The sequence below is a fragment of the Oceanobacillus picturae genome (genome assembly GCF_000612865.1).
GTDB classification, from domain to species: domain Bacteria; phylum Bacillota; class Bacilli; order Bacillales; family Amphibacillaceae; genus Oceanobacillus_B; species Oceanobacillus_B jordanicus.
Genome location: NZ_CCAX010000001.1, coordinates 505,863 through 524,052 on the forward strand (window position 1 = coordinate 505,863; position 18,190 = coordinate 524,052).

Sequence of the window (18,190 nt, forward strand, 5' to 3'; positions counted from 1 at the left end):
GCCTGCTCTTTCTAACATATACTTTTTCATCCTTATAGACCTTTTTAGCGTAAAATGCCTTCTTTCTTTATTCTTCCACTATTGATTAGCCAATTATGTTGAAAGATCTCAGTAATAACGAGAATGACTGCTGTTAGAATGGCTCCAAGTAAGGTTACGCCAGTGTTTGCAAACACCCATGCCCCAATATATATCCCGACAGCAGATATAACAAAATCCATTGCTAGAACAAAGCCTTTCGTTTTTCTGCCAAGAAACATGAGCTCTCCCATATAACCAATAACAGCTAACACTGCTCCCAACAAAATCGGCTGATACCAAGCAGCAAATTGCACATTTGGCAAGATCCAGGATGAAACAACAATTCCCAACGGTGTGATGATTAATTTCAATAAGAGGCCTGTCATAGAATCCACCTTTTACTCTTTTGATAGCTTAGTATATGTAATCTGCTATTTCTTATCCGAACATATTCTATCTATTGCATAACCCGTTTGGACCCAATATATCTTTCTTTCCAATACTCATTATCTAAGTTCGTGACCTCAACGCCGCGCGATTCACCAGCGTGAATGAATTTTCCATCGCCAATATATATTCCCATATGGGAAGGACCTGGTTTATAGGTTTCAAAGAAAACCAAATCTCCAACAGACTTTGAATCGACAGGTGTAGCAAAATTCCACATATCACTTACCGTTCTTGGAGTTTCAATCCCCTGCATGTTGAACACGTATTGGATAAAACCGCTACAGTCGAAACCTGCTGGTGTAGTGCCGCCCCATACGTAGGGAACACCAACAAAGGAGTGCGCTTGGGCAACGATGCTTCCACCGTTAATTCCTTCAACAACTACCTGCTTTTTTTCTTCCTCTTTTTCTTCTTTAGCATTTTCCTTTTCACCAGCGTTACTTGCTTGAGCCTTTAATGCTTCAGATTCAACCTTGTTTTGGACTGTCACCTTTACGGCTGGAGCTTCGGCCAACTCAATGCCATCGTGTTCATTGCTAGCGGTAATAAGTGCTTCTTTCGTAAGAGGTCCATATATACCATCGATATTTCCTTTATAATAACCAAAATACTGAAGGGCGTTTTGAACTGTTTCTACATTTTCTCCTGTTAATCCTGGATATACTTCTGTGGAAAGACTTTGGATTTGTTTTAAATAGATATCTTTTTCGGTATCTATCAAGGCCTGGATGGTTTGTTCATCTGCTTGGCCGTTGATTGTTATATTATAATCTGCCTGAAAATTTTTCAAAGCATGGGCAGTTAAAACACCATATTCTCCATCTAATTCAGAATCAAAATATTCTAGCTTATTAAGCTTTTTCTGCAGAAGTTTAATAGACTCTCCGTGTTCTCCAAACTCTAGCTGTTCTGTTTCCATTAATATTTTATTTTGCAGTTCAGGGTATGCATCGACGTACGTAACAAGCGGTTGACTAAGTACATAACTACACAATATGGAATGTTTTACCACATGTTCCATTGTTCCATTCAGCATGCAACAATCCCCTTTCCCGATATGAAAGCTCTTAACAGATTTATGTAGAAAATTATATTTTCATGCGTTACGTTTATGTTACAATAAACATTAATTTGAGATTATTGAAGTGGGGAGATCATAATGATAACTGGTGAACAAGCTTACTTAGATTTGTGCAGTCATATTTTGGAGCACGGAACAAAAAAGGAGGACCGGACAAACACTGGAACATACTCTGTTTTTGGTCATCAAATGCGATTTGATCTTAGTAAAGGATTTCCATTATTAACTACAAAAAAGGTTCCTTTTCGTCTTGTTGCTTCTGAACTATTATGGTTCATAAAAGGTGACACCAATATACGTTATCTTTTAGAGCATAATAATAATATTTGGAATGAGTGGGCCTTCGAAAAGTGGGTTAATAGCACAGAATATAAAGGACCTGAAATGAAGGACTTCGGAAACCGCAGTCAGGTGGACGATGCATTCAAAGCGCAATACTTGGAGCAAATGAATCTTTTTAAGCAAAAAGTATTGCAGGATGATGTTTTTGCTGCCAAGTATGGAAGTTTAGGGTCTGTATATGGGAAACAATGGAGAGAATGGAAAACCTCAAACGATACAACCATTGACCAGTTAAATGATGTCATTACATCTATTAAACATAACCCTGATTCCCGACGTCATATCGTGTCTGCTTGGAATCCTGAGGATGTACCAACAATGGCTTTACCGCCATGTCACACCTTATTTCAATTTTATGTAGCAGATGGAAAACTATCTTGCCAACTATATCAGCGAAGTGCCGACGTCTTTTTAGGTGTACCTTTTAACATCGCAAGTTATGCACTGCTAACACATCTTATTGCATATGAATGTGGCCTTGAAGTTGGCGAATTCGTTCATACCTTAGGGGATGCGCATATCTATCTAAACCATGTTGAGCAGGTAAAGACACAATTAGACAGAGATGTTCGGAGTATGCCTGAGTTAAACATTACGGGGGACAAGCAGTCTATCTTCGACTTTGAGATGAGTGATTTTGCTGTAGTGAATTATAATCCTCATCCGTCTATTAAAGCACCAATCGCAGTTTAGGGAAAAAAGGAGGGAATAGAATGATATCTTTGTTATTGGCGATGGATCGGAACAACTTAATTGGAGAAAACAATGATCTTCCATGGCATTTACCTAAAGATTTACGATTCTTTAAGGAAAAAACGTTAGGCAATACGATTATCATGGGTAGAAAAACCTTTGAATCAATAGGTTCTCCGCTACCCAAAAGAGAAAATATTGTGATCACGAGCGGTTCAGAGTTAGAAAAAGAAGTTACTTGTATTTCGAGCGTTGACACCATCATGGAATGGAACAAAAAGAACCCTGAAAAAGAGTACTTCGTCATCGGTGGTGGCCGTTTATTTGAGCAAGTACTGCCATTTGCTGACCGAATGTATATTACGTTAATTGATGAAGCCTTCCAAGGAGATACTTACTTTCCTGAAATCTCTTATGCGGACTGGGAAGAGACATCCAAGGTAAAAGGAGAAAAGGACGAAAGTAATCCTTATGATTACTACTTTATACAGTATGATCGAGTTAAATGATTGACTGTTAAAGTGAATGAAATAATTTAAAGTGATTAAACTAGGAAGAGAGACATAAAAGCTTGTTCGTCTATGGGCTTCCATGGTAAACTAAGGGAAACAAGTCTGTATCATCAAGACATAACTTTAAAGAGTAGAGAAGGTGTTTAGATGTTTTCAAGTATTGGATTTCCTGGATTGATTCTTATCCTTATCATAGCACTTGTTATCTTTGGTCCGAAAAAACTTCCAGAAATAGGGAAAGCAGCGGGACAGTCATTAAGTGAGTTTCGCAAGTCAACCCGTGACCTAACTAACGATGACTCATACGATGAAAAAGAAGTCACTAAAAGTGAAACAAAATAAAACTTGGGAGTGAAATGAAATGTTCAGTAGTATCGGCATCCCGGGCTTAATATTAATTTTAATTGTTGCTTTAATTGTTTTTGGACCTTCAAAGCTACCAGAAATCGGCAAGGCTTTTGGAAGTTCTCTGAAAGAATTTAAAAATGCTACAAGAGATATTGTTTCAGATGAAGAAACCACAAACAAAAGTAATAATCATACATCAACTAAAAATTAATGAATGAAGGTGTAAGGTACATACCCTTGCATCTTCTTTTGTGTCTGCTAAGATATAATTCAGGAGTGTGGAATATGTCAGACAACAGTACAGATTTACATGAGAAGGAAATGAACGTAACAGGACATCTAACAGAGTTGAGAAATAGAATAATTGTTACAGCGGTTTTCTTTATAGCTTTTTTCGCTTTGGGATTTATTTATGTGAAGGACATCTATCATTTTTTCACAGCAGATCTCAGTTTTCAGCTTAACATTATTAGCCCTGGTGAAACGATTTGGCTGTATTTTACCATGGCAAGCCTTGTGGCAATCGCTGGTACAATACCAGTCTTGACATACCAAATTTGGGCATTTATTAAACCTGGGTTAACAGACCTTGAGAGAAAAGCCTCCATGGCATACATACCTGCTGTATTTTTACTGTTTATTGCCGGTTTAGTATTTGGCTATTACTTATTCGTTGAATTAATACTGCCTTTTTTACTTGGTTTAAGTGAAGGTATGTTTAACGAGATGTTTACAACAGAAAAGTACTTTAAATTTATGTTACGCGTTACGTTGCCATTTGCAATCCTTTTTGAGATTCCAATCATTGCAATGTTTCTAACAACAATTGGCGTTCTAACACCAGAATTTATGCGCAAGAGCCGAAAATACGCCTATTTAATTTTGATTATTATAGGCACTATTGTCACGCCACCTGATTTCTTACTACAACTCGTTGTAGCAGTACCATTAATTCTTCTCTATGAAATCAGTATACGTCTTTCAGCATTCGTTTATCGGAAGAAATTAAAAAGGCATCAAGAATTTATGGATCAGGAGGAGCTGTAACAGAGGAGGAATATACATGCGCTCTTTTTATCATTATTTAATGACCTATCGTGGGAAGAAAAGGCCTGACGATAAATCACAGTTAGCGGACTGGGCATTTTACGACCATAACTTTCCACGTCATTCTACTGACTACGATGAGTTAAGTAGCTACCTCGAGTGGAACAGTCCGTTTGCTACGGCATTGGTGACCTTCGATGCGTTGTGGGATGATTATAAAAAATAAAAGTTACAATAGTGGAAGAGCTGTCTAAAAGGCAGCTTTTTTTATCGCGGTGCAACCGTCCGTAAGACTCCCACTTCAAAACATAAAGTAAAACGGAGATGTTTAAGTGGGAGTAAACGGACGCTAACACCCCGATTCGTTCAACTAACAATCAGTGGGGGAAGAATGAAAACCCCCACTGATTGAAGTTTCACTTTATTTTATAATACTTCAAACAAACGTTTGATTAAAAATTACACGAGTTTAGAAAAGTAGTAGTAGTCATTATAAATAAGGAAGGGATCATTGTCCGACCATAATTGTCCCCCTTTCGACAAATTAAGCCACTCCATCGGCGAGAAACTGTTGAATCATGCGGTTGCCCGGGAAATATTCCATTAAATTATTTCCCCAATTTCTTAGCCTACACCATTTTGATAATGCAACGTATTCTATTAGTGATGCAAAGTCAAAATTCATATAATAAAGGGGAAGTGCAGCATGGTATTTCCATCACCTCGGAACCAGCCATTCCATCGTCCATCAGGTCCAAGTTCTAATCCATTTATGTTTCCCAATCAAAATGCAGGTCCAACTAGACAAGGATTACCATCACTTTTAGGTAAATTTACAAACCAACAAGGCTCTGTGGGATTAATAAATAAAGGGGTGGGAGGACTATCTTCGACTTTAAATAATGTACAGCAGGTTTTGAAAGTCGTACAGTCTACCGCACCTATTGTGCAGGAATACGGTCCAATGGTAAAGAACCTGCCATCTATGTATCGTATGATGAAAGCTTTTAAAGATATGGAAGCAGATGATAAAGAATCCAAGGATGCTCCAAGCAATTTAGAGGATCAAAAGCAAAGGAAAGAACAAACCACAAATAATCAACCCAGCATACGAAAAAAGAAAGAAACGAGCGGTGATTCAAAGCCAATTCTATTTTTTTAAAAAAATAATGCCCCCGACTTGATTTTTTTAATAAGAAACGGAAAAATAGAGGTAAGCTGAAATCAGCAATGGAGGTAATAGTATGAGTTCAAATAAAGAAACTGCAACATTTGCCGGGGGTTGCTTTTGGTGTATGGTAGAACCATTTGATCAGAGGCCAGGGATTCATCGCGTAGTATCGGGATATACAGGGGGCCATGTAGAAAACCCAACATACGAACAAGTTTGTTCTGATACGACAGGCCATGTAGAAGCTATAGAAATTACTTTTGATCCAGAAGTCATGCCATATGAGCAATTACTTCGTACATTCTGGCAACAAATCGATCCAACTGATGCCGGAGGGCAATTTAACGATCGCGGGGAATCTTATCAAACCGCTATTTTTTACCATAACGAGCAACAAAGACAACAAGCAGAGCAGTCTAAAAAAGAATTAGAGCAGAGTGGAAAATTCTCTAAGCCCATTGTTACACCAATTCTTCCAGCAAAACCATTCTATTTAGCGGAAGAGAACCATCAAGATTACTATAAGAAACAGTCGTTTCATTATAGACTGTACAAAAAAGGATCGGGAAGAGAAGACTTTATAAAAAACACATGGAAGAAAGCTATTGACAAAGAGGAGCTTAAACAAAAACTCACTCCTATTCAATATCATGTTACCCAAGAAAACGGGACGGAAAGACCTTTTCAAAATGATTATTGGGATAATGAAGAAGAGGGAATTTATGTCGATGTTATTACAGGAGAGCCATTATTCTCTTCTAAAGATAAATATGATGCAGGTTGTGGATGGCCAAGCTTTACCAAACCAATTGATAAAAATCAAGTGGAGGAGAAAACAGATACTACTCACGGCATGAGGCGTACAGAAATAAGAAGTAAAGATTCCGATTCTCACCTTGGACATGTCTTCGAAGACGGTCCAATGGAAGCGGGAGGCCTTCGATATTGTATGAACTCAGCTGCTATGAGATTTGTACCTGTAAGCAAAATGGATGAAGAAGGTTACAAAAAGTTTCTATATTTATTCAAGTAAACCATAATAATATTATGTAAACAAAGAGAGGAAACAAACATGATTCATTTAGATTGGGATAAAAGACAAACACAAAAACAAATAAAATGTGTCCATGCGGATGCTAAAAAGTTTATCGTACATCATAAATTAACTCCAGGGGAAGTTTATGACGTAAAAAATGAAACAGATGAGTTTTATTTCATTATGGATAACAGTAATCGCATTGGCGGTTTTCGTAAAGATTACTTTGAAGAGGTAAAATAACAGGGGAGACCCCTTGTTATTTTACCTCTTATTTTTTTAACCGCGTCTCTTCGAACTGGTTTATCCCGGTGCAACCGTCCGTAAGACTCCCACTTCAAACATGAGGTGAAACAGTGATGTTTAAGTGGAAGTAAACGGACACTAACACCCCGATTCGTTCAACTAACAATCAAACATGAGGTGAAACAGTGATGTTTAAGTGGAAGTAAACGGACGCTAACACCCCGATTCGTTCAACTAACAATCAGTGGGGGAAGAATGAAAACCCCCACTGATTGAAGTTTCACTTTATAAATAAAGATTTGCAAGCATGATTCCGAGGGTTTCTTGGTAGATATCTTCATATTGTTCAATGGGTAGTGGGTTCACTCCACTACCTAATTCTATTGTAAATCCTGGGAGTTGAAACTCTTGAATAAACCAATCTTTATAGCCTGCATAACTATCTATATACTGGATAGGCTCGTAACCGCTAACTCGTGCGTATTCCATCACAATTTGTTCTGATTCTGGTGGTTCAAACCCTTCAAACCCCCAATAAATTTCTTCTCCCTGTGTGTGTAAAGCATTCACACGTACAAAATCACGTTGTCTTGCTAATTCTGCCATTGCAATCGCCTCAGGTTCAGTTAAAGGGGCATAGCCCGGGAAGTCCCTAGGCTCGGGGGACGTTGGTTTTCGTTCAGCTTCCACTTCCCAAAGTGCTGGGTATTGGTTATTTAGGTCGACTCCCCGAATATTCGCCTTCCAATTTGAAAAATCAGCCTGTTGACTATTTATCTCCAAAACTTCTTCTTCCCTGTCCTCAGCAGCACCAGCACCATTAAGAACTAGGTTTACACCATCTGGATTAACCATTGGAACGATAGAGAAAGTCGTATCTGTAAATAATGGTAATGCAAAAACCCCTCTTATGGGGAGATGATTTGTCAATGCAAGGGCATATTCGTTTAAGAAACGTATAATAACTGGTGTTGTAATCCACTCATTTGCATGAAAAGAGCCATTTAAATGGACTTGCTTTGCTCCATTACCAATCTGCAATTCAATTAGATCTTTACCCATTACAGAATTTCCAATAATGTTTTGCCGAATAAAAGGATATACCTCTTGTAATGCTTGGAGATCTTCTAACATCTTATCATACGTATACCTATCCGGATCAGTGAAGAGCATAGCGTTAACCTTTTGGGGGATCTGTAGTAATTGTCCCTGTTGCAAGTTGCTCGGATCCAGAGTACCATTTGCAAGAAACAACATATCCAAAGGGACGTTATTACGGATTGAAATAGAATACAATGTATCATTTTCCTGTATGTTGTAGGGATCATTTACATAACCAGGAATTTGAATATTCTGCCCTATGGATAATTGATTAGGGGATATTCCAAAATTGGATTGTTCTATTAAAACGAGGGGGATACCAAATAACTGGCTATAATACCATAATGAATCCCCTTGGCGGATTGTTATTTCCATGCAATTCTCTCCCTTATCATGTATTACTAAATAATATGGTTATACGTTTAAAAAGTGAATCGTACAAGGTATGTAGATTGTGTTACTTTATAAATAGTATGAATATTTAACTAATATGCTATAATATACAAAAAATGCGACCAATCGAACTAAGAAATACGTCAACAAGTATGCTCTGTTTCCAAGAATATCCCACTTCAATTATCCCGAAAGGTCGAAAAGTGTGGGTAGTTCAAACAACAGCCTAAGTAATAAAGATTTTCTACACATGGCGTGGTAGGAGGTTTGCTCTTTTAATTTTTGGTAAAAATAGTTATAATAGCTTGTAGCATACTTATTAGAAACGGATATGTAATGATTAGAGGAGGAAATAGTTTTATGGCTTTTGTAATAACTTCACCGTGTAAGGAAGAAAAGGCGGGCGAATGTGTAGAGGTTTGTCCTGTTGACTGTATAGAAGAAGGAAAAGATATGTTTTATATAGATCCAGAGATTTGCATCGATTGTGGTGCTTGCGAAGCAGTTTGTCCTGTAGAAGCAATTTATATGGAAGATGAGGTACCTGAGGAAGAGACCCCATATATCGCAATAAACCAAAAGTTTTTTGAGGAAAAATAATTCGTAACAAAAAGCTCAACCGGAGAAATTATCGGTTGAGCTTTTTGTGTATAAACAGAGGTAGAGTTAATTATCTTGTTTGAAAACTATCATACCCATAGTCTTCCATAGTTTCAATCTCCATGTGTTCTACGTTAATGAACTTATTTAAACCCTCATCAAGTTGTTGTATAAAGGTATTTAGCCGTTCTTCTTTCCCTTCAACTTCAAGTTCTACCGTACCATCATCATTATTTTGAACCCAACCATATAGATTCATTTCTTTTGCCCTCATCTGTGCTGAATTCCTAAAACCTACACCTTGCACTCGTCCACTAATAGTTAGATGCTTTCTCATCATTTCACCTCTCTACTTATTCTAATTACCTGTTTAACTGTTATTAAAACACATATATTCATCTAAAATAGTTCATAATAATGCTAATCTATAGTGTAGAAGAGGAGACAAAATAGTGAGTGAAATTCAACTTCCACAATTTCCAGAGCCTTATTGGCGTGAAATGAAACTACCCACATTTGAAAAATTGACCACTTCCATAAAAGCTGATGTTGGGATTGTAGGAGGCGGTATTACTGGTATCACTGCAGCCTATTTATTATCCAAACAAAATTTAAAAGTTGTTTTAATCGATTCAGATGAAATACTTAACGGTACTACAGGTCATACAACAGCCAAAATAACGGCACAACATGGTTTAATCTACGATGAATTTATGAAACATATGGGAGAAGAAAAAACAGCCAAGTATTATCATGCTGCTATAAAGGCGAAAGAATTCATCAAGAATACCATATTAGAAAATAAAATTGATTGTGATTATGAAACGCAAGATGCCTATGTATACACAAATGATGATAATTATATTATGCAGCTAGAAAATGAAATAAAGGCTTATGGGAAGTTAGAAATTAGTGGTGAATATTTATCGGAAATGCCTTTAAATCTGCCAGTAAAAGCGGCAGTTATGATGAAAGACCAAGCCCAGTTCCACCCTTTAAAATACTTAAAGGCACTCGTTCAAGCAAGCAAGGATAATGGAGTCGAGTTTTATGAGAATACGACAGCTGTTGATATTGAGTATAACAAACACCCAAATATTGTGACAAAAGATGGCCACCGTATCACTTGTAATCATGTAATTGCTGCATCACATTTCCCATTTTATGATAAGCAAAGCTTTTACTTTGCCAGAATGTACCCTGAACGATCATACGTTCTAGCTATCAACTCAAAGCTAAAATACCCTGGGGGTATGTATATTAACGCAGAAAGCCCTTCACGATCTGTTAGAAGTACACCAGGGGAGAAGGGAGCCTTATGGTTAATTGGAGGAGAGAATCACAAAACAGGTCAAGGTGAATCCGTTATTCATCATTATGAAAAGCTTGAGGATTTCTCATCGAAGCATTTTGAAATGAAGAATATTGCCTATCGTTGGTCTGCCCAAGATTTAACCACCATAGACAAAGTACCGTATATTGGTGCGGTATCCAAAGGGGAGAGTAATGTTTATGTAGCTACAGGGTACAGAAAATGGGGTATGACGAATGGTACTGCAGCAGCCATGATCCTTGCTGATAAAATAACAGAGACACCGAATGAATATGCGGATATATATGAACCATCGCGGTTTCAGCCAGATCCATCTGTACGTAAATTTATTGAAATGAATGCAGATGTAGCAAAGCATATGTTAAAAGGTAAATTGGATTTTTCTAATAATGAACTAGCACAAATAAAACCAGATGAAGCAATCGTTACTCGGATTAATGGTAAAAGAACTGGGGTTTATAAGGATAAAGAACAAACGTTGCATGCTGTAGACACGACCTGCACACATTTAGGCTGTGAGGTCGAATGGAATTCTGGTGACCGAAGCTGGGATTGTCCATGTCACGGCTCGAGATTTTCTTATGAAGGTAATGTAATGGAAGGTCCAGCAAAAAAACCTTTAGCTAAAGTAGACATTAAAAGTGAGCATGGTTGATTAGAAATAAAAACATAAAAAAACTACACGAAGAAAATTGTTTCTTGTGTAGTTTTTTTACAAAATATCTCACTATCTCAAGTATACTTTGATATTAAGATGAGATTTCAGATTTTTTCTATAACTTCCTATAATATATATTATGTCAACCCGTAGAAAATAAAAAATAAGTAGTCATCATTTCAATTAATTCTCTTCCCCAATAAGCTACTGGATTCGAAAAGTTACTTTTTTTCACCGAAAAAGTCTTGATTAGATTTAGAAATCACTTTATATTGAATCGTTGTTATTTTAACTATTTTCATTACCACCAGGCTTAATAAAACAAATTTAACCCGATTATAATAATCATTAAATCTGCGCAAATATGTATTATCCATGATGCCCAAATGGTTCTGTTCTTCTCATTAACCAAGTGGAAAACCAAACCAACTACCCATAACCCAATAAAGCAAATTAAAATAATTTCAGCTGTAAACCACAACATAATCATCGGTATATGGTAGCTTGCAAACAATAACGGGCTATATATATAGCCCCATTTACGCGGTAAATTAAAGAATATAAACCCTCTAAAGAAATACTCTTCAAGTAAAGAGTTACCAAAAGAAACATAAATCCCGACAAAAATAAAACCAGTTGCTGTAATGCCGAGTCTATCTGTTAAATCTTGCTGGATCAGGTTAAGATCAATTTGTGGTAAAAATAACAGATAAGCAGCAAGTACAATTCCTGCTGATGATATGCCAAGAATCGTAACTTTCAGCCATTCTCTCCTTCCCATCTTGGATAATGCAAGCACTTGTTTGAAATGAAAATCCTTAAATAACTTCATATAGACCCATACAACGATGAAAAAGAAGCTTATTTTACAGGCAGTCTTTATAACATAATTAATCTCTATCCCGTGCTCTATAAATGCCAATACTGCACAGGTAAAGAAACTACTTAACAAGATATAAGTCATTTTTTTATTCATGTTCTCCCCCATTTACCTTCAGAATGCTCTAAATATCAACATAAAAAAGACTACTTTTATTTTAACATAAGAAATATTCAAATGAGTTTACCAATAAAAAAGCCTGCTTTCCCCAAGGAATACAGGCTTTTTAAACATATATAAGAACACAGACTAAAGGCTTTACTTTATTGGGGCTTTTAAGGGACTGGAAAAACTATGCATCATCATCTTCAAACAAATTCATACTTAAGTACCTTTCTCCTGTATCAGGAGCTATACAAACGACACGTTTTCCTTTTCCTAATCGAACTGCTTCCTCTATGGCAGCTGCGACTGCAGCCGCTCCTGATAGTCCAATGAAGATACCTTCTTGTTGAGGTAACCTTTTATACATGGAAACTGCAGTTTCGTCTTCGATTTGTACAATTTCATCATATATAGATGTATTTAAAATATCTGGTACAAATCCTGGGCTTGTTCCCACCAGTTTATGACTCCCTGGCTCTCCACCAGAAAGAACAGGAGAACCTTTTGGTTCAACCACGGTTATTTTTAACTCTGGTAATTTCTCTTTTAACATTTCTCCAGTACCCGTTACCGTTCCACCTGTCCCTGCGGTGCATACAAATGCATCAAGCTTTCCATCCATCTGTTTGAGAATTTCAGGGGCTGTTGTCACACGATGTACGTCAGGATTGGCTACATTTTCAAATTGCTGAGGAATAAAACTGTTCGGTATATCCTTTTGTATCTCCAACGCTTTTTGAATTGCTCCAGGCATTTTTTCCTTGCTCGGTGTTAACACTACTTGTGCTCCAAAAGCCTGTAGAAGATTTCTTCTTTCCTGTGTACTATTGTCAGGCATAACAAGAATCGCTTTATAGCCCTTGGCAGCAGCATTCATTGCTAGGCCAATTCCGGTGTTCCCGCTTGTTGGTTCAATAATCGTGTCTCCTGGTTTAATGAACCCTTTTTCTTCTGCTACTCTAATCATATTATAAGCTGCTCTGTCTTTAACACTTTTACTCGGATTAAACATTTCCATCTTTATATACACATCTGCTGCATTCTCTGGAACGAGTCGATTTAATTTTACCATTGGGGTTTCGCCAATTAATTCTGTTATATTTTGAACAACCTTCATATAGATAACCTACCTTTTCGCACTCTCTTTTGTATTTCGATCATATCACCTTAAAGTTATGACAAACAAGTAAACTGCACAAGATAAATTGGTATTAATTGGTAGTATAATGAAATGTATAGGAATTGCATAAAGGGTTAAAATAATTTTTGTAATTGTTATGTGGCCTGCAAAAAGCAAACCACATATAAAAAAATAAAAGGAGTTTTAGCGATGAGCAATAATAACAACAACAATCGTCAGAACAACCGCAATAACAACCGTAATGAGAACAACAACAATAACAACAACCAGGATATTAACAACGTTGAATTTGCGAATGAATTTCTTGACGATAACAACAATAACAACAACCGTAACAATGATAATAACCGCAACAACAATCGTAACAACAACCGCAACAAATAGATTAACCTCAAAAAAAGCCGCTTCCATTGTGAAGCAGCTTTTTTGTATCCAATTCAGTATAAATAGCCCTTGGTAAAAATAACATCTTCTACTCATTCAAAGTCTTTAGCGACTCCACAGCAGGACCTTCAATTACCTCACCTGTTCCACTAAAACGTGATCCGTGGCATGGACAATCCCATGTATTATCACCGTCGTTCCATTGGACACCACAACCGAGATGCGTACAAGTAAGATCTACATAATGTAAATTGCCATTTTCATCTTTATAGGCTCCTACCTCTTCGCCGTCGCGCTTGGTGATCATCCCTTGATTATTTGACAGCTCTTCCGGATTATTTTCTTCACTGGCATCATCATAGTGATTATGATTTTCTTCCTGCGGTTCTACCGAAATGCTTTCCTGTATAATCCTTTCAGGAGTAAACATAGCTTTGTAAGGATTGTCTTTTTCAAGGATGGCATCGGTTAGAATTTTTGCACCGGTAGCAGAAATGGCCAGCCCCCACTTGCTTAACCCTGTTACTACATAAACATTAGGTTGATCTTCTGAAAGTGCGCCAATAAATGGGAGTCTATCTTCTGATATATAGTCATGGGCGGACCAGCGGTTTATAATCTCTTTTACTTCAAACAGCTCCTTGGCAAAAGATTCTAGCTCTTTATATCGCTCTGAGGAAGACTTTCCATCACCAGTCGAATGACTTTCTCCACCAACTAATACTACCCTTCCTGTTTTACTATCTAAGCCACGTAACGTCCTTTTTGGTAAGTCTGCATTAATGTATAATCCGTCTGGGAATTCATCCTTTGTTTTAACAGCAAGTGCATAAGAGCTCTCTGGATTATTTTGTTTTGAAAAGAATTTACTTTCAGGTTCTATAATTGGTAAATGCGTTGCCTGTACCACTTGGCTAGCTGTTACTTTTAGCCCGCTTTCTGTCGTACATTCTGTCTTATTGGCTTTATCCGCAATATCCATTACCTTTGTCTGGTCATATACTTTACCACCAAGGTTTACAAACTCCTCTAACAGCCCAGCTAAAAACTTAACCGGATGAAATTGTGCCTGATTACGCATCATAATTGCAGCTTCTACTTCCATATTTAGAGGAAGATCTTCAACAAACTCGCCTTCAATCCCTAATTTTTGATAGGCTTCTGCCTCTTTTGATATTTTGTTACGGTTCTCTGCTTTTTGAGTAAAAACAAAAGCTTCTCTTTCTTCGAGTTCACAATCAATACCAAATTGGTCGGCAAGTTCCTTAATAGAGGCAATCCCTTCCATATTCGCTTGATAGAACAGTTTAGCTGTTTCTTGTCCGTAACGATTTATTAATTCGTCATAAATGAGATTATGCTGTGCAGTTAGTTTTGCTGTAGTAAAACCGCTCGTACCACTAAATAATTCACGCGCTTCAAGCACTGCTACTTCTTTCCCTGCCTTGGCAAGCTGATAAGCAGTCATCACACCAGCTATTCCTGCTCCGACTACTACCGTATCCACATGAAGATCATTTTTCAGCTCACCATATGAAGGAACTTTTCCTGTGTCTCTCCAATAGGATTCATTTGCTTTAGGTAAAATAGATGTCGTCTCATTTTGTCTCAATGTTATACCTCCAGGTTAAACTTTGATTATGTTATTCTAATAACCTGAATTAGCAAGGTGTAAACACTAAGTCAGAACTTCTAATTTAATAAATGGTTTATATGAGAACGAATTCGTGCAACATAGGATGGTGATAAAATGTCTGCCGCTCCCCGTAATATTTCGTTTGCATATCTTTCAGTAGGCTTCGTTTCCTTATCCTTTTCTACGCTAACGAAGGTTAGGCCTTCTACTTCCACCCCGTAATTTAAAGCTAGCGTAATAACCGTCGGGCGGTATCTTTTAGAATACACTCCTTCTCGCTTATATAAATAATCAATCGCTTCTAAAGGCACTTTATAGACGACTCCTTCCACCTTTTCCATCTGGGATACAATAATATCTGCTTTCCCGCCGTCTTCACTGGATCTCGTAAAGCGAAATCCATAATTTTCAACGACCCCTTTTCCAGCAATAGATGTAAAGTATTGATCGACATTCGCCATTTTAAATCGATTATCATCCATACATGAGCCATATGCAAAGTAGTAAAGCGTTTCATTTTTTAAGTAACGGTATACTTTCCAGTCTCCAAATGGTACTTCTTCCAATTTATCTTCAATGTCTGCTTTTTCTTTATAAATAAATGCTTCATACTGATCATTTGTTGATGACAATACAGAAACGGTAGACCGGGAACAATTTAGTTGATTATCTAGTTCTACTAGCTTTTCATCGTTAATCTCGACTAGCTCCCCATATGTTAACGCTTCGGGATCGTCCACTAAATAAGGCACTCCATTCCGGTCAAAGAGTTTACCTCTTATCCAGACCTGTTCATCTATGCTAGTCGATTCTTTTCTAAGTACTTCCGCTTTTTCACCTATTCTTAGATCGCCATAAATAAATAATAAATGCATTTGAACTCCCCCTTTCTTTTTTCTATACCTTATGAAGGTTGCTATAAAACGATAAAGACATAAGGGTATAGATTCTTTACCTTAGATAAAAATAAGATAAACCTCAATACAAATTAGGAGTATGATAAATATGAAAGCCGTAACATATCAAGGAAAGTATGCCGTTGCTGTTAAGAAAACCCCTTTTCCCACAATACAGGATTCAGAAGATGTAATTATTCGAGTTACTTCTACTGCTATCTGTGGGTCTGATCTTCATTTATATCAAGGAAATTTCCCATTACCTATTGGCTATACTATTGGTCATGAGCCGATGGGGATTGTAGAGGAAGTTGGTCCTGATGTAACGAAAGTAAAAAAGGGTGACCGGGTCGTTATCCCCTTTACGGTAGCCTGTGGCTCATGTCCCTACTGTACGAATCATCAGGAGAGTCAGTGTGACAACTCCAACCCACACTATGATTCAGGAGGCTATTTTGGTTACTCCGAAAAATTCGGTGACTTTCCTGGTGGGCAAGCGGAATATTTACGCGTCCCTTATGGAAATTATACCCCCTTTTTAATACCAGAGGATTGTGAGTTAGAAGATGAGCAATTGCTTTTCTTATCCGATGTCCTTCCTACAGCATATTGGAGTGTGGAGCATGCCGGTGTTAAACAGGGGGATACAGTTATTGTCCTTGGTTGTGGACCTATTGGATTAATGGCACAGAAATTCGCTTGGCAAAAAGGAGCAGAGCGTGTAATTGCTATTGACTATTTTGATTATCGTCTTCAACATTCTAAGCAGACAAATAAGACGGAGATCTTTGACTTTACGAAATATGATGATATGGGTGAAACATTAAAAGAGTTAACAAAGGGTGGAGCTGACGTTGTAATCGATTGTGTAGGGATGGATGGAAAGAAGTCAGCTTTGGAATTTGCTGAGCAAAAGTTAAAGCTTCAAGGTGGAACATTAGGTCCAATTCAAATTGCTACAAAAGCGGTTAAAAAATGGGGTACGGTGCAATTGACAGGGGTATATGGAGGGCTCTACAATATGTTTCCATTGGGGCCATTCTTCACAAGAAATATTACGCTAAAAATGGGGCAAGCCCCTGCACGAAGTTATATGCAGGAGCTTTACCGACAGATTACAGCTAATGAAATTGATCCAACTGATATAATTACCCATAAGCTTCCCCTAAATGACGCTGCAGAAGGGTATAAGTTATTCCAAAATAAAGAAGATGACTGTATAAAAGTCATCTTAAAACCATAATTCTTAAATTAATTTGGCGAGATTTTTAAACTCCAGCTCGTCAAATTTTTTCTGTATCTTCTCTTTATCATAACTCCATAAGGCCCCGTCTAGTTCGCAAGTAACAGGCACATCACATTTAATTTCAGCGAGGGTTCTTGAAAGGTGTAGCATATCTAGGTTCGCTTTAATTTTAGTTTGTACACCTTTTGGTAATGAGTCTATATTAACAAGCAGTTCGTCTATTGTTCCGTGCTCTTTTATAAGCTTGAGTGCCGTTTTCTCCCCAATCCCTTTTACACCAGGATAGTTATCAGAGGTGTCTCCCATTAATCCTTTTAAATCTATGACCTGTCTTGGGGTAATTCCTTTCTTCTCATAAAAGTTTTCATTTGTGAAGACCTCATAATTGCCTTGTCCTTTTCGCATGATGGCAACTTGGATATGCTCTTCTACAAGCTGTAAAATATCTTGATCGCCCGTAAGGATCGTCACGTCATTCTCTTGAGCATATGTTCTGGCTAATGTCCCAATGCAATCATCCGCTTCAAAGTTTTCTAATCCGATGTTTGGCATATCAAATGCCTCGACAACTTCTTTTACTAGGTCAAATTGTGGGATCAATTCTACTGGTGGAGCATCACGGTTAGCTTTATAGCCTTCATACATGTCAGTACGGAAAGTCTTACTCCCCATATCCCAGCAGCACACTACATGGGTAGGCGTAAATGTTTGTACTGCATCTAGAAAATAGCGCATAAACTGGTATACCCCATTAGTTGGGATGCCTTGCTTTGTAATCATAAAGTTACCCCTGAAGGAAGTAGCAAAGAATCCTCTAAATAAGAGTGCCATTCCATCGACGAGTAAAACTTGTTTTCTATCCATCATTTC

22 protein-coding genes are annotated in these 18,190 nt (G+C 37.5%); 12 read left to right on the top strand and 10 right to left on the bottom strand.

Annotated features, from left to right (window positions below; genetic code table 11):
• Nucleotides 1–44: 44 nt before the first annotated feature.
• Both BN988_RS02605 and BN988_RS02610 read right to left on the bottom strand, forming a co-directional pair.
• Nucleotides 45–407 carry a DUF2512 family protein gene (locus tag BN988_RS02605; RefSeq protein WP_036572886.1) on the bottom strand — a complete coding sequence of 121 codons (363 nt, stop codon included), beginning with the start codon at nt 405–407 and terminating at the stop codon, nt 45–47.
• 71 nt (nt 408–478) lie between these two features.
• The gene (locus BN988_RS02610; protein WP_036572888.1) at nt 479–1,507 is read right to left on the bottom strand and encodes a C40 family peptidase; all 1,029 of its coding nucleotides are present in this window, start codon (nt 1,505–1,507) and stop codon (nt 479–481) included.
• 123 nt (nt 1,508–1,630) lie between these two features.
• Here BN988_RS02610 and BN988_RS02615 point away from each other — a divergent pair, with 123 nt between their 5' ends.
• From BN988_RS02615 to BN988_RS02655, 9 genes are all read left to right on the top strand, one after another.
• Nucleotides 1,631–2,587: a thymidylate synthase gene (locus BN988_RS02615; protein WP_036572889.1), complete on the top strand. Its 957-nt coding sequence runs from the start codon at nt 1,631–1,633 to the stop codon at nt 2,585–2,587.
• A gap of 20 nt (nt 2,588–2,607) precedes the next feature.
• Nucleotides 2,608–3,096: a dihydrofolate reductase gene (locus BN988_RS02620; RefSeq protein ID WP_036572890.1), complete on the top strand. Its 489-nt coding sequence runs from the start codon at nt 2,608–2,610 to the stop codon at nt 3,094–3,096.
• A 150-nt stretch (nt 3,097–3,246) separates the two neighbouring features.
• The gene (gene tatA, locus BN988_RS02625) at nt 3,247–3,441 is read left to right on the top strand and encodes a twin-arginine translocase TatA/TatE family subunit (protein WP_036572891.1); all 195 of its coding nucleotides are present in this window, start codon (nt 3,247–3,249) and stop codon (nt 3,439–3,441) included.
• A gap of 19 nt (nt 3,442–3,460) precedes the next feature.
• Nucleotides 3,461–3,658, top strand: a complete 198-nt coding sequence (locus BN988_RS02630; protein WP_036572892.1) for a twin-arginine translocase TatA/TatE family subunit — start codon at nt 3,461–3,463, stop codon at nt 3,656–3,658.
• Nucleotides 3,659–3,732: 74 nt separating this feature from the next.
• Nucleotides 3,733–4,494 carry a twin-arginine translocase subunit TatC gene (gene tatC / locus BN988_RS02635; RefSeq protein ID WP_036572893.1) on the top strand — a complete coding sequence of 254 codons (762 nt, stop codon included), beginning with the start codon at nt 3,733–3,735 and terminating at the stop codon, nt 4,492–4,494.
• A gap of 16 nt (nt 4,495–4,510) precedes the next feature.
• The gene (locus tag BN988_RS02640) at nt 4,511–4,720 is read left to right on the top strand and encodes a YozE family protein (protein WP_036572894.1); all 210 of its coding nucleotides are present in this window, start codon (nt 4,511–4,513) and stop codon (nt 4,718–4,720) included.
• A 480-nt stretch (nt 4,721–5,200) separates the two neighbouring features.
• On the top strand, nt 5,201–5,656 hold the full coding sequence (vrrA, locus tag BN988_RS02645) for a VrrA/YqfQ family protein (RefSeq protein WP_051557626.1): 456 nt from the start codon (nt 5,201–5,203) through the stop codon (nt 5,654–5,656).
• 82 nt (nt 5,657–5,738) lie between these two features.
• The gene (gene msrB, locus BN988_RS02650; RefSeq protein ID WP_036572895.1) at nt 5,739–6,698 is read left to right on the top strand and encodes a peptide-methionine (R)-S-oxide reductase MsrB; all 960 of its coding nucleotides are present in this window, start codon (nt 5,739–5,741) and stop codon (nt 6,696–6,698) included.
• 39 nt (nt 6,699–6,737) lie between these two features.
• Complete coding sequence (locus tag BN988_RS02655) at nt 6,738–6,944, top strand: DUF6501 family protein (protein ID WP_036572896.1); 207 nt, start codon at nt 6,738–6,740, stop codon at nt 6,942–6,944.
• Nucleotides 6,945–7,232: 288 nt separating this feature from the next.
• Here the strand turns inward: BN988_RS02655 and BN988_RS02660 are convergent, their stop codons facing one another.
• Nucleotides 7,233–8,423, bottom strand: a complete 1,191-nt coding sequence (locus BN988_RS02660; RefSeq protein ID WP_036572898.1) for a M14 family metallopeptidase — start codon at nt 8,421–8,423, stop codon at nt 7,233–7,235.
• 378 nt (nt 8,424–8,801) lie between these two features.
• Between BN988_RS02660 and BN988_RS02665 the strand changes: the two genes are divergently transcribed.
• A complete protein-coding gene (locus BN988_RS02665; protein ID WP_036572900.1) occupies nt 8,802–9,041 on the top strand; it encodes an indolepyruvate ferredoxin oxidoreductase subunit alpha in 240 nt (79 codons plus the stop codon).
• Nucleotides 9,042–9,111: 70 nt separating this feature from the next.
• Here the strand turns inward: BN988_RS02665 and BN988_RS02670 are convergent, their stop codons facing one another.
• Nucleotides 9,112–9,378 carry an acylphosphatase gene (locus BN988_RS02670; RefSeq protein WP_051557629.1) on the bottom strand — a complete coding sequence of 89 codons (267 nt, stop codon included), beginning with the start codon at nt 9,376–9,378 and terminating at the stop codon, nt 9,112–9,114.
• 163 nt (nt 9,379–9,541) lie between these two features.
• Between BN988_RS02670 and BN988_RS02675 the strand changes: the two genes are divergently transcribed.
• The gene (locus BN988_RS02675) at nt 9,542–11,029 is read left to right on the top strand and encodes an FAD-dependent oxidoreductase (protein WP_051557842.1); all 1,488 of its coding nucleotides are present in this window, start codon (nt 9,542–9,544) and stop codon (nt 11,027–11,029) included.
• Nucleotides 11,030–11,345: 316 nt separating this feature from the next.
• Here BN988_RS02675 and BN988_RS18270 read toward each other — a convergent pair whose 3' ends face one another.
• From BN988_RS18270 to BN988_RS02700, 5 genes are all read right to left on the bottom strand, one after another.
• Nucleotides 11,346–12,008, bottom strand: a complete 663-nt coding sequence (locus tag BN988_RS18270) for a CPBP family intramembrane glutamic endopeptidase (protein ID WP_051557630.1) — start codon at nt 12,006–12,008, stop codon at nt 11,346–11,348.
• A gap of 196 nt (nt 12,009–12,204) precedes the next feature.
• Nucleotides 12,205–13,134: a cysteine synthase A gene (cysK, locus tag BN988_RS02685; protein ID WP_036572905.1), complete on the bottom strand. Its 930-nt coding sequence runs from the start codon at nt 13,132–13,134 to the stop codon at nt 12,205–12,207.
• A 207-nt stretch (nt 13,135–13,341) separates the two neighbouring features.
• On the bottom strand, nt 13,342–13,569 hold the full coding sequence (locus BN988_RS18775; RefSeq protein WP_058949792.1) for a hypothetical protein: 228 nt from the start codon (nt 13,567–13,569) through the stop codon (nt 13,342–13,344).
• Between the two features lie 61 nt (nt 13,570–13,630).
• Nucleotides 13,631–15,154, bottom strand: a complete 1,524-nt coding sequence (locus BN988_RS02695; RefSeq protein ID WP_036572908.1) for an FAD-dependent oxidoreductase — start codon at nt 15,152–15,154, stop codon at nt 13,631–13,633.
• Nucleotides 15,155–15,234: 80 nt separating this feature from the next.
• On the bottom strand, nt 15,235–16,053 hold the full coding sequence (locus tag BN988_RS02700) for a gamma-glutamylcyclotransferase (protein ID WP_036572909.1): 819 nt from the start codon (nt 16,051–16,053) through the stop codon (nt 15,235–15,237).
• A gap of 130 nt (nt 16,054–16,183) precedes the next feature.
• Here BN988_RS02700 and BN988_RS02705 point away from each other — a divergent pair, with 130 nt between their 5' ends.
• Nucleotides 16,184–17,317, top strand: coding sequence for a zinc-dependent alcohol dehydrogenase (locus BN988_RS02705; protein ID WP_036572910.1), 1,134 nt, complete (start codon nt 16,184–16,186; stop codon nt 17,315–17,317).
• Between the two features lie 3 nt (nt 17,318–17,320).
• Here BN988_RS02705 and BN988_RS02710 read toward each other — a convergent pair whose 3' ends face one another.
• A complete protein-coding gene (locus BN988_RS02710) occupies nt 17,321–18,184 on the bottom strand; it encodes a 5'-3' exonuclease (RefSeq protein WP_182858727.1) in 864 nt (287 codons plus the stop codon).
• Nucleotides 18,185–18,190: the final 6 nt, after the last annotated feature.

Bases quoted from the DNA above. Each gene is read 5' to 3' on its own strand.
- BN988_RS02660 (WP_036572898.1), bottom strand. From the start codon at position 8,423: ATGGAAATAACAATCCGCCAAGGGGATTCATTATGGTATTATAGCCAG.
- BN988_RS02605 (WP_036572886.1), bottom strand. From the start codon at position 407: ATGACAGGCCTCTTATTGAAATTAATCATCACACCGTTGGGAATTGTT.
- BN988_RS02610 (WP_036572888.1), bottom strand. From the start codon at position 1,507: ATGCTGAATGGAACAATGGAACATGTGGTAAAACATTCCATATTGTGT.
- tatC (WP_036572893.1), top strand. From the start codon at position 3,733: ATGTCAGACAACAGTACAGATTTACATGAGAAGGAAATGAACGTAACA.
- BN988_RS02705 (WP_036572910.1), top strand. From the start codon at position 16,184: ATGAAAGCCGTAACATATCAAGGAAAGTATGCCGTTGCTGTTAAGAAA.
- cysK (WP_036572905.1), bottom strand. From the start codon at position 13,134: ATGAAGGTTGTTCAAAATATAACAGAATTAATTGGCGAAACCCCAATG.
- vrrA (WP_051557626.1), top strand. From the start codon at position 5,201: ATGGTATTTCCATCACCTCGGAACCAGCCATTCCATCGTCCATCAGGT.
- BN988_RS18775 (WP_058949792.1), bottom strand. From the start codon at position 13,569: ATGGAAGCGGCTTTTTTTGAGGTTAATCTATTTGTTGCGGTTGTTGTT.
- BN988_RS02615 (WP_036572889.1), top strand. From the start codon at position 1,631: ATGATAACTGGTGAACAAGCTTACTTAGATTTGTGCAGTCATATTTTG.
- BN988_RS02675 (WP_051557842.1), top strand. From the start codon at position 9,542: ATGAAACTACCCACATTTGAAAAATTGACCACTTCCATAAAAGCTGAT.
- BN988_RS02640 (WP_036572894.1), top strand. From the start codon at position 4,511: ATGCGCTCTTTTTATCATTATTTAATGACCTATCGTGGGAAGAAAAGG.
- BN988_RS02620 (WP_036572890.1), top strand. From the start codon at position 2,608: ATGATATCTTTGTTATTGGCGATGGATCGGAACAACTTAATTGGAGAA.
- BN988_RS02665 (WP_036572900.1), top strand. From the start codon at position 8,802: ATGGCTTTTGTAATAACTTCACCGTGTAAGGAAGAAAAGGCGGGCGAA.
- BN988_RS02670 (WP_051557629.1), bottom strand. From the start codon at position 9,378: ATGAGAAAGCATCTAACTATTAGTGGACGAGTGCAAGGTGTAGGTTTT.
- BN988_RS02710 (WP_182858727.1), bottom strand. From the start codon at position 18,184: ATGGATAGAAAACAAGTTTTACTCGTCGATGGAATGGCACTCTTATTT.
- BN988_RS02630 (WP_036572892.1), top strand. From the start codon at position 3,461: ATGTTCAGTAGTATCGGCATCCCGGGCTTAATATTAATTTTAATTGTT.
- msrB (WP_036572895.1), top strand. From the start codon at position 5,739: ATGAGTTCAAATAAAGAAACTGCAACATTTGCCGGGGGTTGCTTTTGG.
- tatA (WP_036572891.1), top strand. From the start codon at position 3,247: ATGTTTTCAAGTATTGGATTTCCTGGATTGATTCTTATCCTTATCATA.
- BN988_RS18270 (WP_051557630.1), bottom strand. From the start codon at position 12,008: ATGAATAAAAAAATGACTTATATCTTGTTAAGTAGTTTCTTTACCTGT.
- BN988_RS02700 (WP_036572909.1), bottom strand. From the start codon at position 16,053: ATGCATTTATTATTTATTTATGGCGATCTAAGAATAGGTGAAAAAGCG.
- BN988_RS02655 (WP_036572896.1), top strand. From the start codon at position 6,738: ATGATTCATTTAGATTGGGATAAAAGACAAACACAAAAACAAATAAAA.